Genomic DNA, 18975 nt, shown 5'->3' with positions numbered 1-18975 from the left:
GGTCCCGGACCCGGACCCGGACCCCGGCACCGAATGGCGCCCCCTCGCGCTCACCGCTCAGCCCGCCACGCGGGTCAGCTTCTCCGGGTTGGTCAGGACATGCACGGCGGCGACCTGCCCGCTGGCAGCGTCCAGTTCGACGTGTACGACGGCGTACGAGTCCTCGCCGACGAACAGCAGCGCCGCGGGGTCACCGTTGACGGACCGGTAGTCGACGCGCAGGCCCTGCGGGTGCTTCTCGGCGACGGCGGCGATGAGCCGGGCCACCTTGTCGCGCCCGTGTACGAGCCGCCGCGCGGCCGGTACGACCCCGCCGCCGTCGCTCCACAGCGTGACCTCGGGTGCGAGCACATCCATGAGCTTGCCGACGTCACCGCCGAGCGCCGCGTCGAGGAACCGCTCGGTCGCCTCGCGCCTGGCCCGTGGATCGGGCAGGAACCTGCCGCGGCGTGCCTGTACGTGCGAGCGCGCGCGGTGCGCCAACTGCCGTACGGCGGTGGGTTTCTTGTCGAGGATCTCAGCGATCTCCACCAGGTTGTACGCGAAGATCTCGTGCAGGACGAAGACGACCCGTTCCAGCGGCGAGAGCGTCTCCAGCACGACCATCAGCGCGATGGAGACCTCCTCCCCGCGCTCGACCCGCTCGGCGCCGTCCTCGGGTTCGTCCCCCTCCACCACGGGTTCGGGCAGCCAGGGCCCGACGTACACCTCGCGGTTCCGGTTGATCCTGCGGCGCCGTGTGACCGCCTGGTTCACGGCGACACGTACGAGGTAGGCGCGCGCGTTGACGACGTGCGCCTGATCGACGCCCGACCAGGCTATCCACGTCTCCTGCAACACGTCCTCGGTGTCCGCGATCGACCCCAGCTGCGAGTACACCACCGAGAACAGCAGTTCCCTGTGCCGTACGAACACCTCGGTCGCCCGGTCATCGGCCTCCACCACACCGCCACCTCCACGCTCGGGGAACAGACACCCCAAGGACGTTCCGGGAGGCGGCGGCGTGACATCACGGGCGGCCGGCCGTGCGGCCCGCGCGCCCGGCGGCGCTCAGGCGAAGCGCTGGTTGGCGGTGCCGGCGCACGTGCTCAGTCGGGCCTGTGCGTCGGCGGAGGGGAGGGTGACGCAGAGGTCGGAGGCGCCGGTGGGACGGAAGGTGGCGCCGTTCTTGGCGAACTGCTGGGCAGCGGCGCCCGAGCAGTTGCCCAGCACGAGCGCGGCCCCGTTCTTGACGCCGCCCTCGCTCTGGACGCACCGGTCATGGGTCTGTCCCGCGTAGAGCGCCTTGCCTTCGGAGTCGTACCACCAGACCTGGTTGCGCTGGGACTTGCACTCCCAGCCCCGCACGTCTGTCCCTACGGCACTGGCAGCGCCGTCGGCGTCGAGGCAGGTTCCGGTGCCCTCGTTACGCAGTGGCGTGAACACGTCGTCCCACGCCTGCTTGTACAGCTTCGGCTGCCCCTTGCCGTCCGGGTCGGCGCAGGAAGCCTCCCGCACGCCGGCCTGTCCGGCCTCGTACATCTTGGTGAAGCAGGTGGCGAAGGCGCCGTGACCCCGCTCGTTGGGGTGGAAGGACTGGCGCACGGAGTTGGCGTCCGGCGGGAACGGGTTGGACACGTCGATGTACAGGCCGCGCGCCCAGGTCTCCTCCATGCACACCTCATGGCCGTGGAACAGGCGCGAGGCGTCGAGATAGCTGGCCCCGGAGGCGGCAGCGGCCTTGCGCACGCCCTTCTCGAAGGCGGGGACCGCGGTGTTCCTGCCCCATGCAGCGTCGCTGGTGTAGCCGGCGCAGCCACCGATGAGCTTGCCCGGGAACTTGGGGTTGTCCTTGATGTCGGGACCGATGGGGCTCGGGTAGCCCATCACGACGAGCTGGTAGTCGCCGTCCGCGTAACCCGCGTCGCGCATCACGGACTTGAGGTCGGCCACGGTGCGTTCGACCTTGGGCTGAAGACCGTTGACCCTGTCCTGCCACCCCGGTGCGTACTTGGGCTCGCACGCGCCCTGGAAGGTGAGGAAGCGGGTCACACAGTCGGTCATCACGGGCCCGAACTGGAGGTCGTCATTGGCGCCGACGACCAGCATGATCTGCTTCAGCCGCGTGTTGCGCGCCTTGATGGCGAGGCTGTCGCTCTGCACGAGCTCGTCCGCGTACTGCTTGCTGCCGCCGATACGGATGTTCTGCGTACTGGCCCCCGAGCAGGAGACGTTGTACGTCACGTCCGCCTGTATCCCGGTCCTGTGGACGGCGGAGTCGGGCGACCTGTGGCACCAGTTGTCGGGCCCGTTCGTGCCCGGCTCGTAGGTTCCCACGCCCTCGCCCGAAATCTCGCTGTCCCCCAGGGAGATGAGCGAGGACTTGCGCTCCCCGACCGGCCGTTCGCCGGTGTTCCCGTAGAGCTTCTGGGCCTCAGCGGCCCTGATCTTCTCCAGCTCAGGTGGCAGCGGCGTACTCGCCTTCACCGCCTGCCGCGCATCGGGTGCCGACGCACCGGGAGCGGCTGCCGCCACACCCACTCCGCCGAACGCCATCACCAGCGCCGCCGCTATCGCTGTCGCGGGTCTCGCACGAGCCATGAGGTCTCCCTTATAGCTGGCAACTGTTGTTACCAGCGGTACTTACCCGTAAGTAGGTAAGAAGGGAACCCTTCCGGCGTCAGTTCGCCCGCTCACTTCACGCCATTCCCGCGCCCTCCGACCTCCGCTCCGACCTCCAGAAACGCGGTCAACAGCCCCTCCAGCACCGCGGGCTCGGCCCGCGCGGGCGCCCCCGTCTCCGGCAGCGCGACACACACAGGCCGCAGGGGTCCGCGCCCGCTGAACTCCCGTACGACGACCCCCGGATGACGCGCCTCCAGCCCGGTACGCGGCAGCAGCGCCACCCCCAGCCCGGCGGCCACGAAGCCCTGCGCCGTCGCGTAGTCCTCGCTGTCGACCGCGAAGGCGGGATCGAACCCGGCTTCCAGACAGGCGTCCCGCACGATGCGCGCGCACGCACCGTCCGCCGGATCACCCCGCACCCACGGCTCCCTGGCCAACTCCCCGAGCGCGACGGCGGACTGCGCGGCGAGCGCATGCCCGGCGGGAAGCACGACCCGATACGGGTCATCAAGCAGATGCACGAACCGCACCCCGACCACGCTCTCCCCAGCCACGCCCTGTCCGGCCACGTCCCGGCCCGCTGCCCCCGCACCCCGCGCAGTCCCACCCCGGTTCGCCACCGCACCAGGCCCGTCCTCACGCGGCCCCGCACCTCCAGATGCGGCCTCACCAGCCGCCGCACCTCCAGGCCCCGCAGCTCCAGCGGCCACATCGCCAGGCGCCACACCTCCAGGCGCCGCACCTCCAGGCCCCGCAACTCCAGCCGCCGCATCACCAGCCGCCGCACCTCCAGGCCCCGCAACTCCAGCCGCCGCATCACCAGCCGCAGCCCCACGCCGGTTCGCCGCCTCAGCCCGGTTCGCCGCCCTACCCCGAACCACGTGGCCTTGATCCGCCGCCGGGCCCCGGACCGCCTCGGCCCCCTGCCTGACCACGAGCGCCAGGTCGGCCGACCCCGCGGCCACGCTCAGGATCGAGTCCGCCGGATCGGCCAACCGCAGGTTGACCCGCACGTCGGGGTGCCGGCCGCGGAACCGGGTCACGGCAGGCGCCACCAGCGAGGCCCCCGCCGTGGCGAAGTACCGCACATCCAGCCGCCCCGTACGCCCGGCGCGCAGATCCGCCAGGGCGGCCTCCGCCTCGGCGACGCTCTGACCGATCACGGAAGCGTGCTCGGTCAGCAACCGCCCCGCAGCCGTCGCGCGCACTCCCCGGCCCACGCGCTCCAGCAGCCGCGTGCCCGCCTCCTTCTCCAGCGCGGCCACCTGCTGACTCACGGCGGAAGGCGTGTACCCGAGGGTCCGCGCCGCCGCCGTCACCGAACCACTGTTCACCACGGCCCGCAGGACCTGCATCCTCCGTACGTCAAGCATGTAGCTCACCTTAAAGGTTTATGCACAACCTTTCGCTTGTCCTCACGTACCCCCTCCGGCACCGTGGGCTCCACACCGCCCACCCGGCCGCGGGCGCTGCCCGGACAGCCGGCACACCGCCCCGAAGGAGCCGAACGACCATGACGGACGACCTCACGCACGGAATGGCCCCCATCGAGCCCGGCCTGCGACTCCACTACGTCACCGCGGGGGAGGGGCCCCGCACGGCGCTCCTGCTGCACGGTTTTCCGCAGACCTGGCGCGAGTGGCGGCACGTCATACCCCCACTGGTCGCGGCGGGCTTCCGCGTGATCGCGCCCGACTACCGGGGCGCGGGCAACTCCTGGCGTCCCGCCGACGGCTACGACAAGCGGACGATGGCCCGTGACCTCCACGTTCTGCTGCGCACCCACCTGAACGTCGAGGGCCCCGTCGTCCTCATGGGCCACGACATCGGCCTGATGGTCGCCTACGCCTACGCGCAGGCGTACCGCGACGAGGTCTCGCACCTGGTCACAGTCGACGCACCCCTGCCGGGCACCGAGGTCTTCGACCGCATCCGTACCGACCCCCGCGTGTGGCACTTCGCCTTCCACGGCGTCCGCGACGTCCCCGAAATGCTGGTCGCCGGCCGCGAACGCCCGTATCTGCAGGCGTTCTTCGACGCCCGTTCCGCCGATCCCTCAGCCGTGGCACCGGAGGACTTCGACGCCTACGTCGACGCCTACTCGGCCCCCGGCGCCCTGCGCGCCGGCTTCGAGACCTACCGCGCCTTCGACCAGGACATCGAGGACAACCGCGCGGCGCTCGCCCGGAACGGCAAGCTCGACATCCCAGTCCTGGCCGTAGGCGGTGCCACCAGCACCGCGGGAGACGTCATCGAGCAGATGATGCGCGAGGTCGCCACCGACGTCACCGGCCTACGCATCCCGAACACAGGCCACTGGGTCCCTGATGAGGCCCCCCACACGCTGGCCCAGGCCCTGATCGACCGCACGAAGGCGTAATCGCCGAACGAGCGGCGTAGCGCCAGGAAGCCGAAAGCCGAAAGAAGCGGCGTAAGGCCAGGAGGCCGAAAGCCGGAAGCCAAGAGACGACCGACGACAGACCACCGACGACCGACGACAGGTCACCGACGACCGACGACAGGCCACCGACGACAGACCACCGACGACCGACGACCGACGACCGGCGAGGGGAACTCCCTCAGCGCCCCGACCGCTCCCGCGTCCGGCACACCTCACCCTCGGCCGCCGACTTGGCATCGAACGAGGCGTCCGACCTGGGGTCCGATCTGGCCTCCGACCGGGGGCCCGACCTGGCCTCCGCCATGGCGTCCATGGCGACGAGCGTGCCGGCAGTGGAGAGCAGATCGGGATCGCTGGCGGCGGCCATCAGCCGTGCGGCTTTCGCCGCGCTCGCCTCCGGCGGCACGACCAGCAGATTGTGCCGCCCCACAGGGAACGACAGCAGCACCAGCTTGTGCGGATCCTGCTCGGCCCTGAACCACGCGACGCTGACGGCGTGCCCCGCGACCGGCACCTTGCGCGGAACGACCGGCCAGAGTGCGGGATCAACCGTGATTCTCGTGGTGCGTCCCCACAGCGGTTCCAACAGGGCGGTGAGCGCGGGCAGTTCACGCAACAGGTCACGCGAGTACGGCCACCACGCACCGTCCAGCAGTCCTGCGACGGAGCCCTCGGGCCTCAGAGAGAGACGGACCGGCGGCGGCCGGAACGGCTCGTGGATCTTCAGCGTGCGGTCTGTCGTGACCGTCGTCATGACGCGTACTCTCCTGGACCACCCGAGGGGCGGCCCCGTGTCCGTACCGACGAGAACGGCGCCTACGTGAGAGCGACGCGCGAGTAGCTCCCGTCCACTTCAGCGTACTCCGCCGTAACCCGGTCTGTTCCCCTGCGGAGTACCCTGGACAAAAGGGGCAAAAGCCTTGGATGACAGTGTGCGCGACCCGCCCGCACACCCATCCTCACCGAAGGGGTGGTGAGCCCTCATGAACCCCCACATTCCCCCTCGTAGTCTCACGCTGGAACCGGGCACCGTAGCCATCAAGCCCGAGGTGACAGCCTCACGCGAGGGCGTCCTCGACGGCGCCTGGTGGCCGCGCACCCGCGACGTACGCGGCGAACTGCCCGCGCTGCTCTCCACACTGACCGCCCACTTCGGCCGGATCACCCGGGTCGGGCTGGACGCGGAAGCCTGGGAGGGCGTACAGAAACCCCTCTTCGTCGACGGCCACCTCGTCCACATCGACTGGTCGCCGCTCGGCGACGACACCGTCATCGTCACCCGCGGCGACTACGACCACTTCTGCCTGCTGGCCGTCCCGCCCGAGGCCACCTACGAGGAGGCACAGGCAGCCCTGGGCATGGCCGTACGCACCGACAACGAGGCAACCGGAACCCAGATCCTCGCCACAAGCGGCATCCCCCACCATGGCTGACAACCACGGCCGCCACACAGAGACCGGACGTCCCACACAGAAACCGGACGCCCGCACAGGCCCTGAACAGTCAGCCACCCGCCGACTCCACCTGCACCGACTCCACCTGCTCGAACTCCGCTTACGCCGCTCCGCGCCCGTGCCCTCAGGCGTCGAGAACCTGGCCCTCACGCCGTACGACCGGAGGTTCGACCGACCACGGGAAGTTGATCCACTGGTCGGTCCGCTTCCACACGTAGTCGCACTTCACCAGCGACTGCGACTTCTCGTAGATCACCGCACTGCGGGCCTCGGCCACATGCTCGGCGCAGAAGTCCTGTACGAGCTTGAGCGTCTTGCCGGTGTCCGCCACGTCGTCCGCGATGAGCACCTTCTTACGGCTCAGGTCCACGACATTCGGCACGGGCGGCAGCATGACCGGAAGATCGAGCGTCTCGCCCACACCGGTATAGAACTCGACATTCATGACGTGCAGATTCTTGACGTCGAGCGCGTAACCGAGCCCACCTGCCACGAACAGGCCACCGCGCGCGATCGAGAGGATGATGTCCGGCTCGTACCCGTCGTCGGCGACTTTCTGCGCCAGCTCGCGGATGGCCTCGCCGAAGAGGGAGTAAGTCAGGTTCTCGCGCTCTTCACTCACAGTTGTGCTGCCTTCGGTCTTCGGTCTCAAACTTGGGTGCGATAGAAGTTCAGATACGAGCGCGACGGCGTCGGACCGCGCTGCCCCTGGTACCGGGAGCCGTAACGCTCCGATCCGTAGGGGAACTCGGACGGCGAGGTGAGCCGGAACATGCACAGCTGCCCGATCTTCATCCCGGGCCAGAGCTTCATGGGGAGCGTCGCCACGTTCGACAGCTCCAGCGTCACATGCCCGGAGAACCCCGGATCGATGAATCCGGCCGTCGAGTGCGTCAGCAGCCCCAGCCGCCCCAGCGAACTCTTCCCCTCCAGCCGCGAGGCGACGTCCTCGGGCAGCGAGATCACCTCGTACGTCGAGGCCAGCACGAACTCCCCGGGGTGCAGGATGAACGGCTCGTCACCCTCGGTCTCGATCAGCCGCGTCAGATCGGGCTGTTCGACGGCGGGGTCGATGTGCGGGTAACGGTGGTTCTCGAACACCCGGAAATGACGGTCCAGGCGGACGTCGATGCTGGACGGCTGCACCATCGCCGGATCGTAGGGGTCGATCCGCACCCGGCCCACGTCGATCTCGGCTCGGATGTCCTTGTCTGAGAGAAGCACGGGCCGAGACTACGCGCACGACACGGGGCCGGCCCAATCGGACCGGCCCCGCACACGTCTGTCCCTGCTTACGCTCCGCTTTCCCCTCTTACGTTCCGCTCAGCGCTGCTGCCCCGCCACGGGAACCGCCTGCCGCAGCCTCCCGCACTGAGGACACCGGAGCAGCCGCCCCGGACCGATCCTGGAGCTTCCAAGGTTCTGCATCGGGAACGTCGAGGTGCTGAACACATGCCCCTCCGCACACCGGACGACGGTGGACTCCATCGTTTCCCTCTCCCCTGTCACATGGCTGCCTGCACGACAAAAGCCACGTTAGGGGATGTACCCGACGCCCCACCGCCCGGCACTCCGCCCCTTCACCGTACGCCCCAACTCCCGCCCCCCACCCCCCTGGACAGCGAAAAGATCCCAAGCCGCATGCGACCGGGGTCCCCAATGAGGTACAGTTTCCCGCGACGAGCCACACTCCTGGCTCCGCGCGGGCGTAGTTTAATGGTAGAACATGAGCTTCCCAAGCTCAGAGCGCGGGTTCGATTCCCGTCGCCCGCTCAGAGAAGAACCCCCAGGTCAACGGCCCGGGGGTCTTTTGCTGTACGGAAGTCCTATTCGCCGCGTGCCCGTTGCGTGCCCGATCTGCCGTCGTGCCCGTCGTCGTCTTGGTCGCGCTTCTCACGAGCAGCAGCTTCGCGGTCGGCCCGGACCCGCGCGTCGATACCGTCGGCTACTTCACGCTGACGCTCCCGCGTCGAGTGCTGGTAGATCAGCGCGGCCTTCTCGGAGGACTGGCCGGCCCGAACCATGGTGTCCTTCAGCGTCGCCCCGCTCTGCGTGGACAGCGTGTGCCCGGTGTGGCGAAGATCGTAGAAGCGGAAGCCGTCCGGCATGCCGACGTGCGCACAGGCCCGGCGCCACTTCCGCCCGAAGCTGCTCCGCCGGAATGGCGCGCCCTTCTCGCCGACGAACAACAAGCCGTCCGGAGCCTCCTCTGCGAACCAGCCAAGGTGCCAGACCAGTTCCTTGCGCAAGAAGCGCGGCAGCGCGAGAAACCTCTTCCCCGCTGCGGACTTGGTGTCCCCCAGCACACGCCGCCCAGTGGTCAGTTCCGGGGCGGCCCGGCGGACCCACACGCCAACCGCGTCGAGGTCCACATCACTGCGCCGGAGCTCAGCTTGCTCCTCCGGGCGCGCGGGTCCGTACGCGGCGAGGTAGACCATAAGCCGCCAGCGCGGCCCGATGGCCTCGGCGAGCGCATCAACCTGCCCGACGGTGGCGACCGGACGTTCCTCCGCCGATTCCTTGCCCGCACCCCGGATGCGGCACGGGTTCCGACGGATCAGCTCGTCATCCGTGGCCGTCTCCATGACCGCCTTCAACAGCCTGTAGGACTTCGCGACGGTGGTGGCCCCGGTCATCTTCAGCCGCTCCGTCCGCCACGTGCGGACGCGGGGCGGGGTGATCTCGTCCAGGTCGAGGCCGCCGAAGGTCGGGAGGAGGTGCAGGCGCAACAGCCGGCGGTAAAGCTCCTCGGTCGTGGCGGACAAGCCGCGCTCATCGACCCATTGCAGCGCGTACTTCTCGAAGCCCACGGCCCCGGCGTCCGGGTCGTGCCAGTCGCCCCGGCGCAGCTCGGTCTGTCGCTCTGCCAGCCAGTCATCAGCGTCACGCGAGGTATCGAACGTGAACGGGGCAGGGCGGTCCACCCCGTCCGCCCCGAGATAGCGCGCCTGATAGCGGCCGGAGCGCAACTTGCGGATACGGCCGAAGCCTCGCTTCTTCTTCGCCATTACGCGGCACTCCCAAACCGTCGGGTACGGGCACGGAGCGGGCGGAGCGGCTGGACCGTTTGCGCCTCGATGTACGCGGCGAGCGCGCTTTCAGGGATGCGGACGTGCCGCCCGACCTTGATGAAGGTGATGCGACGCTCGGCTATGAGGCGGCGCGGGAAGCGGGGCGTGGTGCCAAGGAGTTCGGCGACCTGATCGACGTTGAGATAGCGGTCGGTCATCGGGCGTTGCCTCCTTCCGTGGCGGGGGCGCCGCTGGTGTCTGCGAGGGAGGCGGATAGCCACTGTTCGGTGGGGGTGAGGCCGGTTCCGGAGTAGGTCCAGTGGGCGAGGACGAGCGTTGTCTCGTCGTTGCTGTCGTCGGGGCGTGGTTCTTCGCCGCGTTGGATGGCGGTTTGGAGGCGGCGCCATTCGGCGCGGGCGGTGCGGAGGGTGCCGAGGGTGGTGGAGTAGCGGCGGGTTTTGGTGGAGAAGTGGCCCCGGAAGCCGAGCATGTGAGCCCAGGCGCGCAGGCGGAGGTGTTCGAGGTCCTTGCGGGCGCCGAGGGCCCAGGCGGTGCGGATGAGGCGTTCGGCGTGGGCGGGGAGGTTCATCGTTGCCAGCTCGGCGACGAAGCGTAGGCGGCGGTCCAGGGTGCCTGTCGCGGTTTCGGCGCCCTTGGTGGCGTACTTGGCGATGTAGGCGGCTACCGCGCGGTCGGTGAGCGTCTGGCCGTCGTTGAAGTCGGGGGCGTGGATGGTGCGGGTGTCGAGTTGGGGGCCGAAGGCGAAGGTGTGGGTGTGGCCGTCGAGGATCGGGCCCGTTACGACTGCCCGCGTTGCTGCTGCGCGGATGGCGTCGGTCAGCAGCTCGGCGGATGCCCAGTGTGGGGGTGCGGTTTCGCCGCCTGCGGGGCCGTCGAGGCGGATGACGGCGTGGAAGTGGACTGCGCCGCGCTTTTGGTATTCGGCGACCTTGGCGAAGGAGACGCGGGCGCGTTCGGGCAGTTCGCGTTGGGTCAGGCCCGCGCGCTTGGCGATCTCGCGGCCGAGGTGGATGGTGAAGCGGCGCCAGAGCATGCCTGCGTGTGCGTTCCAGAGCACCGCGGCTTCGTAGTCGTATCGGTCCGGGTTCAGCGGGGTACCGAGGGCGGAGTCATCCGGTATGTGGTGCCGGCCGCAGCGGCAGGGGCGGGTACCGGGGCGGTTGTGGACTGGGCCGAAGCTCGGGGCGGTGAACGTGGCGAAGACGCGGGGGTGAGTGGTGACCGTTTCCGGGGTGCCCTTGCCGCCACGCAGACCGGCCGTGATCAGGTGGAAGGTGTCGCGGCGGTAGGTCTCGGCGCAGGCGGGGCAGCGGGTGGTGCGGCGGTTGCCGCAGCGGACCAGGAGGTCACCGGCGGGAAGGTCGTTGGAGTCGAGGCGGCGGAGGGTGGGGCCGATCTCGCCCGTGGCGGTGTCGAGGCGGTGTTCGGTGCGGTGCCCGGCCAGGCGTACGGGGTTGGTGCAGCCGCCCAGGCCGGAGAGTTGGCGGAGGATACCGGGCAGGGTGCCGGATGCGGCGAGGTTTCCCAGCTCTGCGGGCGGGGCGGGGTTGGTGCGCGGGATGATGGTGCTTCTCCTTCTCTGGCTTGCGTCGGGAAGGGGTGGGCCGCCGGGGCGGTGGATGCTTGGCGGTATCGAGACCGCCCCGGGGGCCGTTCAGCGGCGGTGGTGCCGTTTTGTGAAGCCGCCGGAGCCGGAGCCCGGGCGCATGAGTGAGCGCAGGACGACGGCGGCCACGGCGACCGATATGGCGGAGACGGCGACGGCGGTCAGCAGGGCCGTGAGGACGACGCCGCCCACCAGGGCCACGGCCACCGCGCCGGTGCTGATCTGGGGCAGCGAGCCGCGTGCAGGAGCCGGGGCGGGGGTCACGGCTGGGGCTGCGGCGCGTGCTGGCAGGTGCAGGCCGGTTCGTGGGCGTGAGTCGGCGTCGTCGGGGCCTGGGGAGCGTGGGGGAGTTGCGGTCGGAGCGGCATGGTTGGTTCTCCCTTCTCGGTTCTCAGTCGTTCGTGCCGTTGACGGTCTCGACGCCGGTGCGGGTGCCGTTGTCGATGGCGGGGGCGAGGAAGGTGTCGGCGAGGTAGAAGCCGAAGAGCGCGATCACGACGACGAGCCAGACGCGGACGCCGAGGAACTTCACGGCGCCCCAGACGAGCAGGCCCAGGACGACGACCAGGGGCAGGTTCACGGACACGCGTGCGATCTCCTTCGCAGGTCAGCGGATGGGGCAGCGGTGGGTGCGGGCGGCCAGTTCGGCGGCGGCGCGTGAGTCGTAGTCGGCGGAGAAGCCGCAGCGCGGGGCCGTACAGGCGGCGGTGTGCTTCTCGCGGCCACGGCCGTCGTTGGCGGTGCCGATCTGTACGGGGCCGATACGGGTCACGTCGCGGAAGCGGCGGTTCAGAGGCATCAGCAGTCCTTGAGCCGGAGGGAGCCACCGGGGAACTCGCCCAGGATGCGAGCGGCTTCGGCGGGGTCGGCGGTGAGTTCGGCGGCTTCCTCGGCCAGCAGCCGGGCCAGGGTGGGGCGGCCCGCATCGGCCATTTCGTGGGCCGCGTCGAGGAAGTCGAAGCTGTCGGGCGTACGTCCGGGCATGGCGGATCTCCTTGTGTGTCAGATGAGTTGGGTGGCGATCTGCTCGGCGAGGGGTGCAGGGATGCCCAGGCGGGCGCGGAGGGTCGGGGTGTCGATGGGGGCGCCGGTTCGGGAGTGATGCGCGTCGGCGATCTTCCGGGCGTGCTCGACCAGGGCAGCCGGTACGGGGGCGGCGTCCGAGTGCGGCAGCTCCGGGGCCGAGGGAGGCGAGGGCGGTTCCGGCGCGGGCTCCGGTTCCCGCTCCGGCGCCGAGTGCTCGACGGCAGGCGCGGGTTCTGGGATGTGGGGGACAGCCGGTGACGAGGGGTTCCGCCCGTGCGCGAGGAGCGTTCCGCCGAGGAAGGCGAGGGCGGGCCACCCGGCTACGAGGATGCGGAGCCAGTCGGGCACGTCGTCCAGGTCGAGGAGTCCGGCGGTCGCGACGTTGGCACCGAGCGAGGCGACCAAGGCGACGAGGAACCAGCACCAGGCCGCCGCCTTGTCCTGTCCGCTCCGCAGCCGACGCCAGGCGGCGACCATCAGCAGGTCGACGGAGACGGGATAGGCCCACGCCTTCCAGCCGTCCTGTCCGGCGGCCGAGGCCAGGTCATGCAGGTGCGCGAAGGACAGCGCGGCGGCGATGAGCGCTTGGACGAGTACCGCGTCGACACGGGCGAGGTAGGCGCGCACGGGCTGTCTCCTTCCGGGTTTTGGCATGGGAGGGGTAGGGAGTCGGCGCGTGGCGGATGCGCCGGCCGGATCGGGGAACGGGGCTCAGTCGGTCACGGGCCGGGGCTTGAGCAGTGAAGTCGGGTGTTCGACGGGCCGGGCCGGAACGGTGGGCCGGAAGGGCCTGAGCGCGGGCAGCTCGGGCACCAGGCGCGCGGACTGGGCACACCGCCCGGCGGCGTCGGACAGCGACAGGTACGGGGTACGGATGCGGGACCAGCCGCCGGAGGTGTCGCCGACGACGGCGAGGCCGGGCATCTCCGGGGCGATGGTGCAGGCGGCGCCGACTGCTTCGGGGGCGATGTCGCCGAGCGCCATCTTGGCCGAGGGTTCGTCGTTGACGCGGTGGCAGACGCGGCCGGAGAGCTGGGCCCGGAGCATGGTCGCGCCCTTGCCCAGTTCGGCGCCGAAGCGTTGCCCGCAGACCTCCAGGTAGATCCCGGCAGCCCGGCCGAGCTGGGCGAGGCGGATGAGCTGGGTGACCATCTCGTCGCGCCTCTCCTCATCCTTCTTGGAGGCGACGAGGAAGAGTTCGGCCACCTCGTCCACGACCAGGACCACCGGAACCGGCTGTTCGCTCTCAGGCAGGCCCCACACGTCCGAAGTGATCTCCTCATCCGGTGTCGAAGGAGCGATGCCCTGCCGGGCGCGGATCAGGTCGTAACGCTCCTCCATCAGCCCGACCAGCGCGGGCAGCAACTCAGCAGCCTGCCCCGGGTCGGTAGCCAGGGCGGACAGCCGGGGCGCGAACGGGGCCAGTTCCACGCCCCGCTTGCAGTCGATACCGGCGAGCGCGACCGGCTGTTCGGCGAGTCCGGTGATCAGGTGCCGCAGGTACATCGACTTGCCGGACAGCGTGGCGCCGAGCACCAGTTCGTGCGGTACGGCCCGGAAGTCCCGTACGAACGCGGTCGCGTCCTCCCGCAGCGCCACCGGCACCCGCAGCAGCCCGCCACCGGCCTTACGCGGCATGCGCACCCGGCGCAGCACATCGAAGCCGACGAGCCGCAGTTCGACCACGCCGGGCTTGACCGGTTCGACGTAGACGGCGTGAACGCCCCAGGCGTGCCGCAGACGTTCGGCGGAAGCGGCTATGTCGGCGGGTTCCTGTCCGGGCGCGAGCCGCAGCCGCAGGCGCATCCCGGTCGAGGTCGGCCGCAGCAGGCCACGACGGGGAGGTACGGGCCGTACTTCGCGCTGCGTGGTGGCCCGTACGGCCAGGGCCCGCAGTCGGGACGGTGCCACGGTCAGGCCGCACGACTCCATTACCGAGCCGTACGAGCCGAGCAGTCGCCCGGCGGAGAGGGGGAGGCCCACGGTCGACCACCAGGCGGCGGGGTGCCGGGCCCGGAGGTAGGCGGCCCCGCCACCGAGCGCGGCAACCGGACCACCCACCCCCAGCACCGTCAGCAGCTCGGACACGGTCAGGCCCCCACACCGGCCGGAACGGCGCCGGGGGCGAGAGCGGCGGCGCGGTAGGCGATGCCGTGCCGCTGCTGCCCGTTGAACACCGACTCCCACGGCCGGGCCACCAGACCGGGCAGCGAGACCGGAGCCCCGAGCGTCAGCCCGTCGGTGACTCCGCTCTCCGGCACGGTCACGTGGATGAGCGAGGACTCGCCCTCGTCGATGTAGACGACGCCGACCTTCATCAACGTCTCGCCGCTGGTGACGTCCTTGGCTATCTCCCCGGTCTGCCGGTCCCGCACCTTCGGTTCGGGCGCTTCGGTCAGCAGGACGGTTGCGGAGGAAGTCTCAACTCGGATGGTGCGCACAGTCGTTCTCCTTGTTCCGCACACCCGGACCATCACAACTACTCGTCTATACAAGAAGTGTTGTGAATGGCCCCGGCGTACTTCTTTGGGGATGCGGATACTGTGCCACACCTCTTAGCTACTCGTCTATACGAGTATGAGGGTTGGTGTGTACGAGTCCGTGAGGAACGGCCCGGCACACTGGTATGAGCCGCATCGGGGCTCAGTTGGCGGGGAGTTGGTAGGCCAGCACGTAGGCGTCAGCGGCCATGACGGTGTCGCAGACCTCCACGGCGCGGCCTTCGGTGTCGTAAGCGGTGCGGATGAGGCTGATGACCGGCACGCCGGAGGAGAGCCGCAGCGTCTTGACTTCGGAGGGGGAGGGCATCCGGGCGCGTACTTCCTCATCGAAGTGGTCGAGGCGGTGGCCGAGTTCTTCGAGCCGGGCGTAGATGCCGCCAGGCCCCGGGTTGGGTTCGGCGATCTGCGTACCGCGCGCCAGGTCCAGAGGTAGGTAGGAGACGGCGGACTCGACCGGCCGCCCGTCCAGCAGATACCGGCGACGGCGGGCGAGGACTTTCCTTGGCGAGCCGAGCCGTGCGGAGATGTCGGGAGCGGGCTTCTCCTCGCGCACTTCCAGGCTGTCCACCTCGGGTTTGCTTCCCGCGGCTTCCGCCTCGACCGTGAAGGCCGACTTCCCCTGATCACGGTGACGCCGCGCGAACCGGTCGGAGGCCAGCCGTCGCACCGGGGGCCGTGGCCGGACGAAGACGCCCCGGCCGTGTTCGGAGGAGGCCAGCCCTTCACTCTGGAGGATCGACAGGGCGTTGCGGACGGTCATCCGGGATACCCCGAAGTGCTCGACCAGCTCAGACTCGGAAGGCAGCTTGGCGCCCTCCTTGAAGCGGCCCCGGTCGATGGCCTCACGGATCTGGTCGGCGATCTGGCGGAAGACCGCGCGGTCACTGGTCGGGTCGAGGGCACCGAGGATGCCGGACGGGAGTGCTGCCATAGCGTGTACTCCTTTGGATATCTAGACGAGATGCTGAGTGCCGTTGCTACGGTGGAGAAGCCTAGCCATCTGAGGGGACCCAGGAACGTGAGAACCGTAGAGCGCCCCCACTCCGTCAGCGTCGCAGGCGTCATCGTCAACGACGCGGGCCGCGCGCTGCTCATCCAGCGACGCGACAACGGCCAGTGGGAACCGCCCGGCGGCGTCGTCGAGCCCGGCGAGACCCTGCCGGACGCGCTCCAGCGCGAGGTCCTCGAAGAGACCGGCATCAAGATCTCCCTGCCCGCGACGCTCACCGGCGTCTACAAGAACATGACCGGCCTCATCGTCTCCATGGTCTTCCGCTGCGAAGCGGCCGACGGCTCCCCCACGACCGGGGAGGAGACCTACGCGCTCCGCTGGGTCACCCGCGACGAGGTCACCCAGCTCGCCGACGAGGCATACGCGGTCCGCGTCCTGGACGCGCTCGACGGGACATCCCCGCCGGCCGTGCGTGCCCACGACGGCGTACGACTCGTCTAGCACACACCCACTACCCATAGCGGCCACCAGCACGAAGGAACTTGTATGCACGAGTATATGAGTACAGAGCGGATCTGGGAACTCACCTGTCCGGGTCTTCCGGAGGAGGTTGGCCGCGTACGTCGCTGGACCCGCGATGTTCTGAGCGGTACGCCGTACGCGGACGACGCGGCCCTCATCGTGAGCGAACTGGGTTCCAACGCCCTGCTGCATTCCGCCAGCGGCAGCCCGAACGGCAGCTTCCACGTCTCCCTGCACCGCTCATCCGGCGCGCTCGTCCTGGCCGTCACGGACACGGGTGGAGGGGAGACGAAGCCGCACGTCGAGACCCCGGACGAGGACGACACCAACGGCCGCGGCCTCGGTCTTGTGATCGCGCTGGCGAGCCGAGTGGAGGTGAGCGGCGACGACTACGGCCGAACGGTCACGGTCGAGATGGCAGGAGAGACCGACGAGCACAGGGCAAGGGACGCGGGAAGGCCGACGCGATGACCACTCAGCAGCACGCGGCCCAGCTCTACTACTGCGAGTGCTACGTCAACGAACACAGACTCGGCACCTACGACGCCCACAGCCCCCGCGAAGCCCTGCGCTGGGTCCGCATCAGCCTCATGATGATCGCGATCACCCTGGACGAGAAGCCCTACAGGCAAGCCCGAACCTGGCTCGACCAGGGCCAGCCGACAGCGGCCCACGACCTCGAAGAGGGCAAGCCCCACACCCTCACCCTCAAGCAGCGCACCACGGCAGCTACTTGGACGATCAACCCCATCGCATGACCACGGGCCCACGAGGCACGTGCGTAACAACTTTCTCTACGACTTCAAGGCGGCCCGCTCACGCGGGCCGCGCGCGGCCCGGCGGGACCGCGCCGCCGCTCCTGTCTCCGCCCCGCTCCGGCACGCCCCCACCGCCCCGCGCGACCGCAGGTAGCGGGGACTTGAGGTCAGAGAAGGGGTGCGTCGTGGCTGGGGCGGTCGGCTCCACGGCTTTAGGCAGCCACTTTGGCGCGAGCCTCGAAGATCAGGGGGCCGATCGGGCACTACGCGGGCAGGCAGAGGCTGCCCGATCCGCTGGCGAGCGTAAGGCCCCCTGATCTCTCACGCCAAAGCAGCTCCAGCCCAAATCCGCTCCACCGACCTCTCGGATTCCTACGGGAGGCTTGCGGCGCGGGGCGGTACAGCTCAAAATGAACACTGATTGCACTGAATGTAATTAAAGGGACGGGAGTTCGGATGAATGACAGCAGCCGATCTCTAGTTGCAAATTGCCCTGGCTGCGACCTGCCGGTGATTGCCGATGAAGCCGTGCATGTAGTTTTCTCGGAAGGCCCACAGGGGCCCGACTGGCGCTTTTCTCTGCTCACTTGCCGCGAGTGCACGCATCCGATGGTGATCTACTCCGAAAATTCGGATGACCTTACGGAAGGATTCATTGATCCGCACTGGCTGTACCCACTTGGCGAAGATGAATATCAAGTGGATTCTATTCCGGGAGAACTTCGCCGTGAAATAAATGAAGGAAAGCGTTGCTTCGTCCACGGTCTCTACACGGCTTCCGTTGTCATGGCAGGAAGAACCCTGGAGGGGCTCGCCCTCCTGCATGGAGTGCGAGAGAAAACTCTCGTAAAGAGTCTTGAGCGGCTTCGCGAGAGCGGGATCCTGGATGGGCGATTGGTTGACTGGGCAGCCCAATTGCGAGTAATGCGCAATGAGGCGGCGCACTTCCAGGGAACTCACGTTTCGAGGCAAGACGCCGCAGATGTCCTAGCGCTCACCGAGGCAATCCTCGACTACGTGTATGTATTCACGAAACGGTTCGAAGAATTCACGAGGCGCAGGCAGACTGATAAAAAGTCACAGCGCTCCGAGGGGGCGAAAAATGAGCAATGACTACCCGTACAGCGCCAAGCAGAAGACGGAAGCACTGGTCGAGACACTTGAGAGGCTAACCGAAAGAGACCCCGAGCAAGAAGTGCAGGGAATTGCATTGCCGGTGCTGGATGCTGTAATTGAGTCCGTTCGTGTCGCACTGTCAGACGATGAAGTGGTGGACGCGGTTCGCGGAATAATCTCGGCCGATCAGATTGCGTTAGCTGAACCTATACGGGCAGCAGATGCCCTTTTAGTCGCAAAGCAACTCGACGCGGCAATCGGCCCGCGTCCTCCCCTGGTCGGCTGGGCCTAGGCAGCGAAGTTTCGTGGTCAACATCCAGCCCCCAAGAACCGGCCGTCGCCGGAAACCAGCGCATTGAACATGAACATATCCTCACACACCGACGTTGCTTGCGCTGTAAACCTGGCAACCATGGCTGAACTCAGTGACCAGTACCGCGAGCCACACGCGCGCCTGGTCATTCGGCCTCCCCGCCATTGTGGCGGGCTGTCTCTGGGGGAAGCCGAACAGGGAGGCCCGTTGCAGTACAGCAGCGAAGTACAGCAACCCCCACCAACCGGCGTCGTCCGGCGCAGCCTCTCCCGCACCCCGCAGGAGCCGATACAACCCCCACCGCCCCACCCACCTACAGCCTGTAAACAGAAGGTGCGCCCGTCTGCGAGTCCTGCACCACACCGCACCAGATCCGCACCAGAACCCCCGGTGATCACCGGTCAACAGCGGTCACCAAGGCCACCAGCGGCCACCCACCGAACCCGGCATCCGTCCAGCTCACGAGTCGAGCCGCCCCCACCAACCCCCTGATTCCCAAGCTCAGAGCGCGGGTTCGATTCCCGTCGCCCGCTCAGACATCAACCCCCAGGCCAGCGGCCTGGGGGTTCTTTGCTGCGCTGCGTGGCCACCCGTCGTGCCGGTGGCGTCGTTCACCAGCCCTCCGGGTGGCCGGAATCTGGTTTGCGCCCCCTTCTGCCCACTTGTTTGCGCTCGGTCGGCCTCGCCTAC

General features: G+C 68.9%; 23 protein-coding genes, 1 tRNA gene and 2 pseudogenes. 8 read left to right on the top strand and 18 right to left on the bottom strand.

What is annotated here, in order from left to right:
* Nucleotides 1-57: 57 nt before the first annotated feature.
* The 4 genes and pseudogenes from sigJ to NMN56_RS06065 all read right to left on the bottom strand — a co-directional run.
* The gene (gene sigJ / locus NMN56_RS06080; protein ID WP_274042708.1) at nucleotides 58-945 is read right to left on the bottom strand and encodes an RNA polymerase sigma factor SigJ; all 888 of its coding nucleotides are present in this window, start codon (nucleotides 943-945) and stop codon (nucleotides 58-60) included.
* 105 nt (nucleotides 946-1050) lie between these two features.
* Complete coding sequence (locus tag NMN56_RS06075; RefSeq protein ID WP_274042707.1) at nucleotides 1051-2580, bottom strand: ricin-type beta-trefoil lectin domain protein; 1530 nt, start codon at nucleotides 2578-2580, stop codon at nucleotides 1051-1053.
* A 92-nt stretch (nucleotides 2581-2672) separates the two neighbouring features.
* A pseudogene (locus NMN56_RS06070) lies at nucleotides 2673-3125 on the bottom strand (LysR substrate-binding domain-containing protein); the annotation flags it as partial.
* Between the two features lie 396 nt (nucleotides 3126-3521).
* Nucleotides 3522-3959, bottom strand: a pseudogene (locus NMN56_RS06065) (LysR family transcriptional regulator); the annotation flags it as partial.
* Nucleotides 3960-4117: 158 nt separating this feature from the next.
* Here NMN56_RS06065 and NMN56_RS06060 point away from each other — a divergent pair.
* On the top strand, nucleotides 4118-4984 hold the full coding sequence (locus NMN56_RS06060) for an alpha/beta fold hydrolase (RefSeq protein WP_274042706.1): 867 nt from the start codon (nucleotides 4118-4120) through the stop codon (nucleotides 4982-4984).
* A gap of 199 nt (nucleotides 4985-5183) precedes the next feature.
* Here NMN56_RS06060 and NMN56_RS06055 read toward each other — a convergent pair whose 3' ends face one another.
* Nucleotides 5184-5759 carry a DUF5994 family protein gene (locus tag NMN56_RS06055; RefSeq protein ID WP_274042705.1) on the bottom strand — a complete coding sequence of 192 codons (576 nt, stop codon included), beginning with the start codon at nucleotides 5757-5759 and terminating at the stop codon, nucleotides 5184-5186.
* A gap of 229 nt (nucleotides 5760-5988) precedes the next feature.
* On the opposite strand from NMN56_RS06055, the gene NMN56_RS06050 reads away from it, so the two are divergent.
* Nucleotides 5989-6438, top strand: coding sequence for a DUF5994 family protein (locus NMN56_RS06050; RefSeq protein WP_274042704.1), 450 nt, complete (start codon nucleotides 5989-5991; stop codon nucleotides 6436-6438).
* Between the two features lie 145 nt (nucleotides 6439-6583).
* On the opposite strand, the gene NMN56_RS06045 is transcribed toward NMN56_RS06050, so the two are convergent.
* The gene (locus NMN56_RS06045) at nucleotides 6584-7081 is read right to left on the bottom strand and encodes a phosphoribosyltransferase (protein ID WP_274042703.1); all 498 of its coding nucleotides are present in this window, start codon (nucleotides 7079-7081) and stop codon (nucleotides 6584-6586) included.
* 26 nt (nucleotides 7082-7107) lie between these two features.
* On the bottom strand, nucleotides 7108-7683 hold the full coding sequence (dcd, locus tag NMN56_RS06040) for a dCTP deaminase (protein ID WP_274042702.1): 576 nt from the start codon (nucleotides 7681-7683) through the stop codon (nucleotides 7108-7110).
* Nucleotides 7684-8161: 478 nt separating this feature from the next.
* Between dcd and NMN56_RS06035 the strand changes: the two genes are divergently transcribed.
* Nucleotides 8162-8232 (top strand) — tRNA-Gly (locus tag NMN56_RS06035).
* Nucleotides 8233-8285: 53 nt separating this feature from the next.
* Here the strand turns inward: NMN56_RS06035 and NMN56_RS06030 are convergent.
* The 11 genes from NMN56_RS06030 to NMN56_RS05980 form a co-directional block, all read right to left on the bottom strand.
* Nucleotides 8286-9467, bottom strand: a complete 1182-nt coding sequence (locus NMN56_RS06030) for a tyrosine-type recombinase/integrase (RefSeq protein ID WP_274042701.1) — start codon at nucleotides 9465-9467, stop codon at nucleotides 8286-8288.
* Nucleotides 9467-9688 (bottom strand): helix-turn-helix domain-containing protein, encoded by a 222-nt coding sequence (locus NMN56_RS06025; protein ID WP_274042700.1) that lies wholly within the window; start codon nucleotides 9686-9688, stop codon nucleotides 9467-9469. The genes NMN56_RS06030 and NMN56_RS06025 overlap by 1 nt, the downstream gene beginning before the upstream one ends.
* The gene (locus NMN56_RS06020; RefSeq protein ID WP_430542493.1) at nucleotides 9685-10992 is read right to left on the bottom strand and encodes a replication initiator; all 1308 of its coding nucleotides are present in this window, start codon (nucleotides 10990-10992) and stop codon (nucleotides 9685-9687) included. The genes NMN56_RS06025 and NMN56_RS06020 overlap by 4 nt, the downstream gene beginning before the upstream one ends.
* Before the next feature lie 153 nt (nucleotides 10993-11145).
* Complete coding sequence (locus NMN56_RS06015) at nucleotides 11146-11394, bottom strand: SpdD protein (protein ID WP_430542492.1); 249 nt, start codon at nucleotides 11392-11394, stop codon at nucleotides 11146-11148.
* 94 nt (nucleotides 11395-11488) lie between these two features.
* A complete protein-coding gene (locus tag NMN56_RS06010; RefSeq protein WP_274042698.1) occupies nucleotides 11489-11683 on the bottom strand; it encodes a hypothetical protein in 195 nt (64 codons plus the stop codon).
* Nucleotides 11684-11704: 21 nt separating this feature from the next.
* Nucleotides 11705-11896: a mobile element transfer protein gene (locus NMN56_RS06005; protein WP_274042697.1), complete on the bottom strand. Its 192-nt coding sequence runs from the start codon at nucleotides 11894-11896 to the stop codon at nucleotides 11705-11707.
* Complete coding sequence (locus NMN56_RS06000; protein ID WP_274042696.1) at nucleotides 11896-12081, bottom strand: hypothetical protein; 186 nt, start codon at nucleotides 12079-12081, stop codon at nucleotides 11896-11898. Before NMN56_RS06000 ends, NMN56_RS06005 begins: the two co-directional genes overlap by 1 nt.
* Nucleotides 12082-12099: 18 nt before the next feature.
* A complete protein-coding gene (locus NMN56_RS05995; RefSeq protein WP_274042695.1) occupies nucleotides 12100-12750 on the bottom strand; it encodes a DUF2637 domain-containing protein in 651 nt (216 codons plus the stop codon).
* Between the two features lie 84 nt (nucleotides 12751-12834).
* A complete protein-coding gene (locus NMN56_RS05990; protein ID WP_274042694.1) occupies nucleotides 12835-14211 on the bottom strand; it encodes an FtsK/SpoIIIE domain-containing protein in 1377 nt (458 codons plus the stop codon).
* A gap of 2 nt (nucleotides 14212-14213) precedes the next feature.
* Nucleotides 14214-14564, bottom strand: a complete 351-nt coding sequence (locus NMN56_RS05985) for an SCO3933 family regulatory protein (protein WP_274042693.1) — start codon at nucleotides 14562-14564, stop codon at nucleotides 14214-14216.
* A 202-nt stretch (nucleotides 14565-14766) separates the two neighbouring features.
* A complete protein-coding gene (locus NMN56_RS05980; protein WP_274042692.1) occupies nucleotides 14767-15555 on the bottom strand; it encodes a GntR family transcriptional regulator in 789 nt (262 codons plus the stop codon).
* Between the two features lie 87 nt (nucleotides 15556-15642).
* Between NMN56_RS05980 and NMN56_RS05975 the strand changes: the two genes are divergently transcribed.
* From NMN56_RS05975 to NMN56_RS05955, 5 genes are all read left to right on the top strand, one after another.
* A complete protein-coding gene (locus NMN56_RS05975) occupies nucleotides 15643-16077 on the top strand; it encodes an NUDIX hydrolase (RefSeq protein ID WP_274042690.1) in 435 nt (144 codons plus the stop codon).
* Nucleotides 16078-16122: 45 nt separating this feature from the next.
* On the top strand, nucleotides 16123-16569 hold the full coding sequence (locus NMN56_RS05970) for an ATP-binding protein (protein WP_274042689.1): 447 nt from the start codon (nucleotides 16123-16125) through the stop codon (nucleotides 16567-16569).
* Nucleotides 16566-16856 carry a hypothetical protein gene (locus NMN56_RS05965; RefSeq protein WP_274042688.1) on the top strand — a complete coding sequence of 97 codons (291 nt, stop codon included), beginning with the start codon at nucleotides 16566-16568 and terminating at the stop codon, nucleotides 16854-16856. Before NMN56_RS05970 ends, NMN56_RS05965 begins: the two co-directional genes overlap by 4 nt.
* 456 nt (nucleotides 16857-17312) lie before the next feature.
* Nucleotides 17313-17969 (top strand): DUF4145 domain-containing protein, encoded by a 657-nt coding sequence (locus NMN56_RS05960; RefSeq protein ID WP_274042687.1) that lies wholly within the window; start codon nucleotides 17313-17315, stop codon nucleotides 17967-17969.
* Complete coding sequence (locus tag NMN56_RS05955) at nucleotides 17959-18264, top strand: hypothetical protein (protein WP_274042686.1); 306 nt, start codon at nucleotides 17959-17961, stop codon at nucleotides 18262-18264. The genes NMN56_RS05960 and NMN56_RS05955 overlap by 11 nt, the downstream gene beginning before the upstream one ends.
* The last annotated feature ends 711 nt before the right edge of the window (nucleotides 18265-18975 follow it).

The sequence above is a fragment of the Streptomyces iconiensis genome (assembly GCF_028657195.3).
GTDB lineage: Bacteria > Actinomycetota > Actinomycetes > Streptomycetales > Streptomycetaceae > Streptomyces > Streptomyces iconiensis.
The sequence above is the reverse complement of the archived record's forward strand: the minus strand, read 5'-3'. Positions and strand labels throughout refer to the sequence as shown.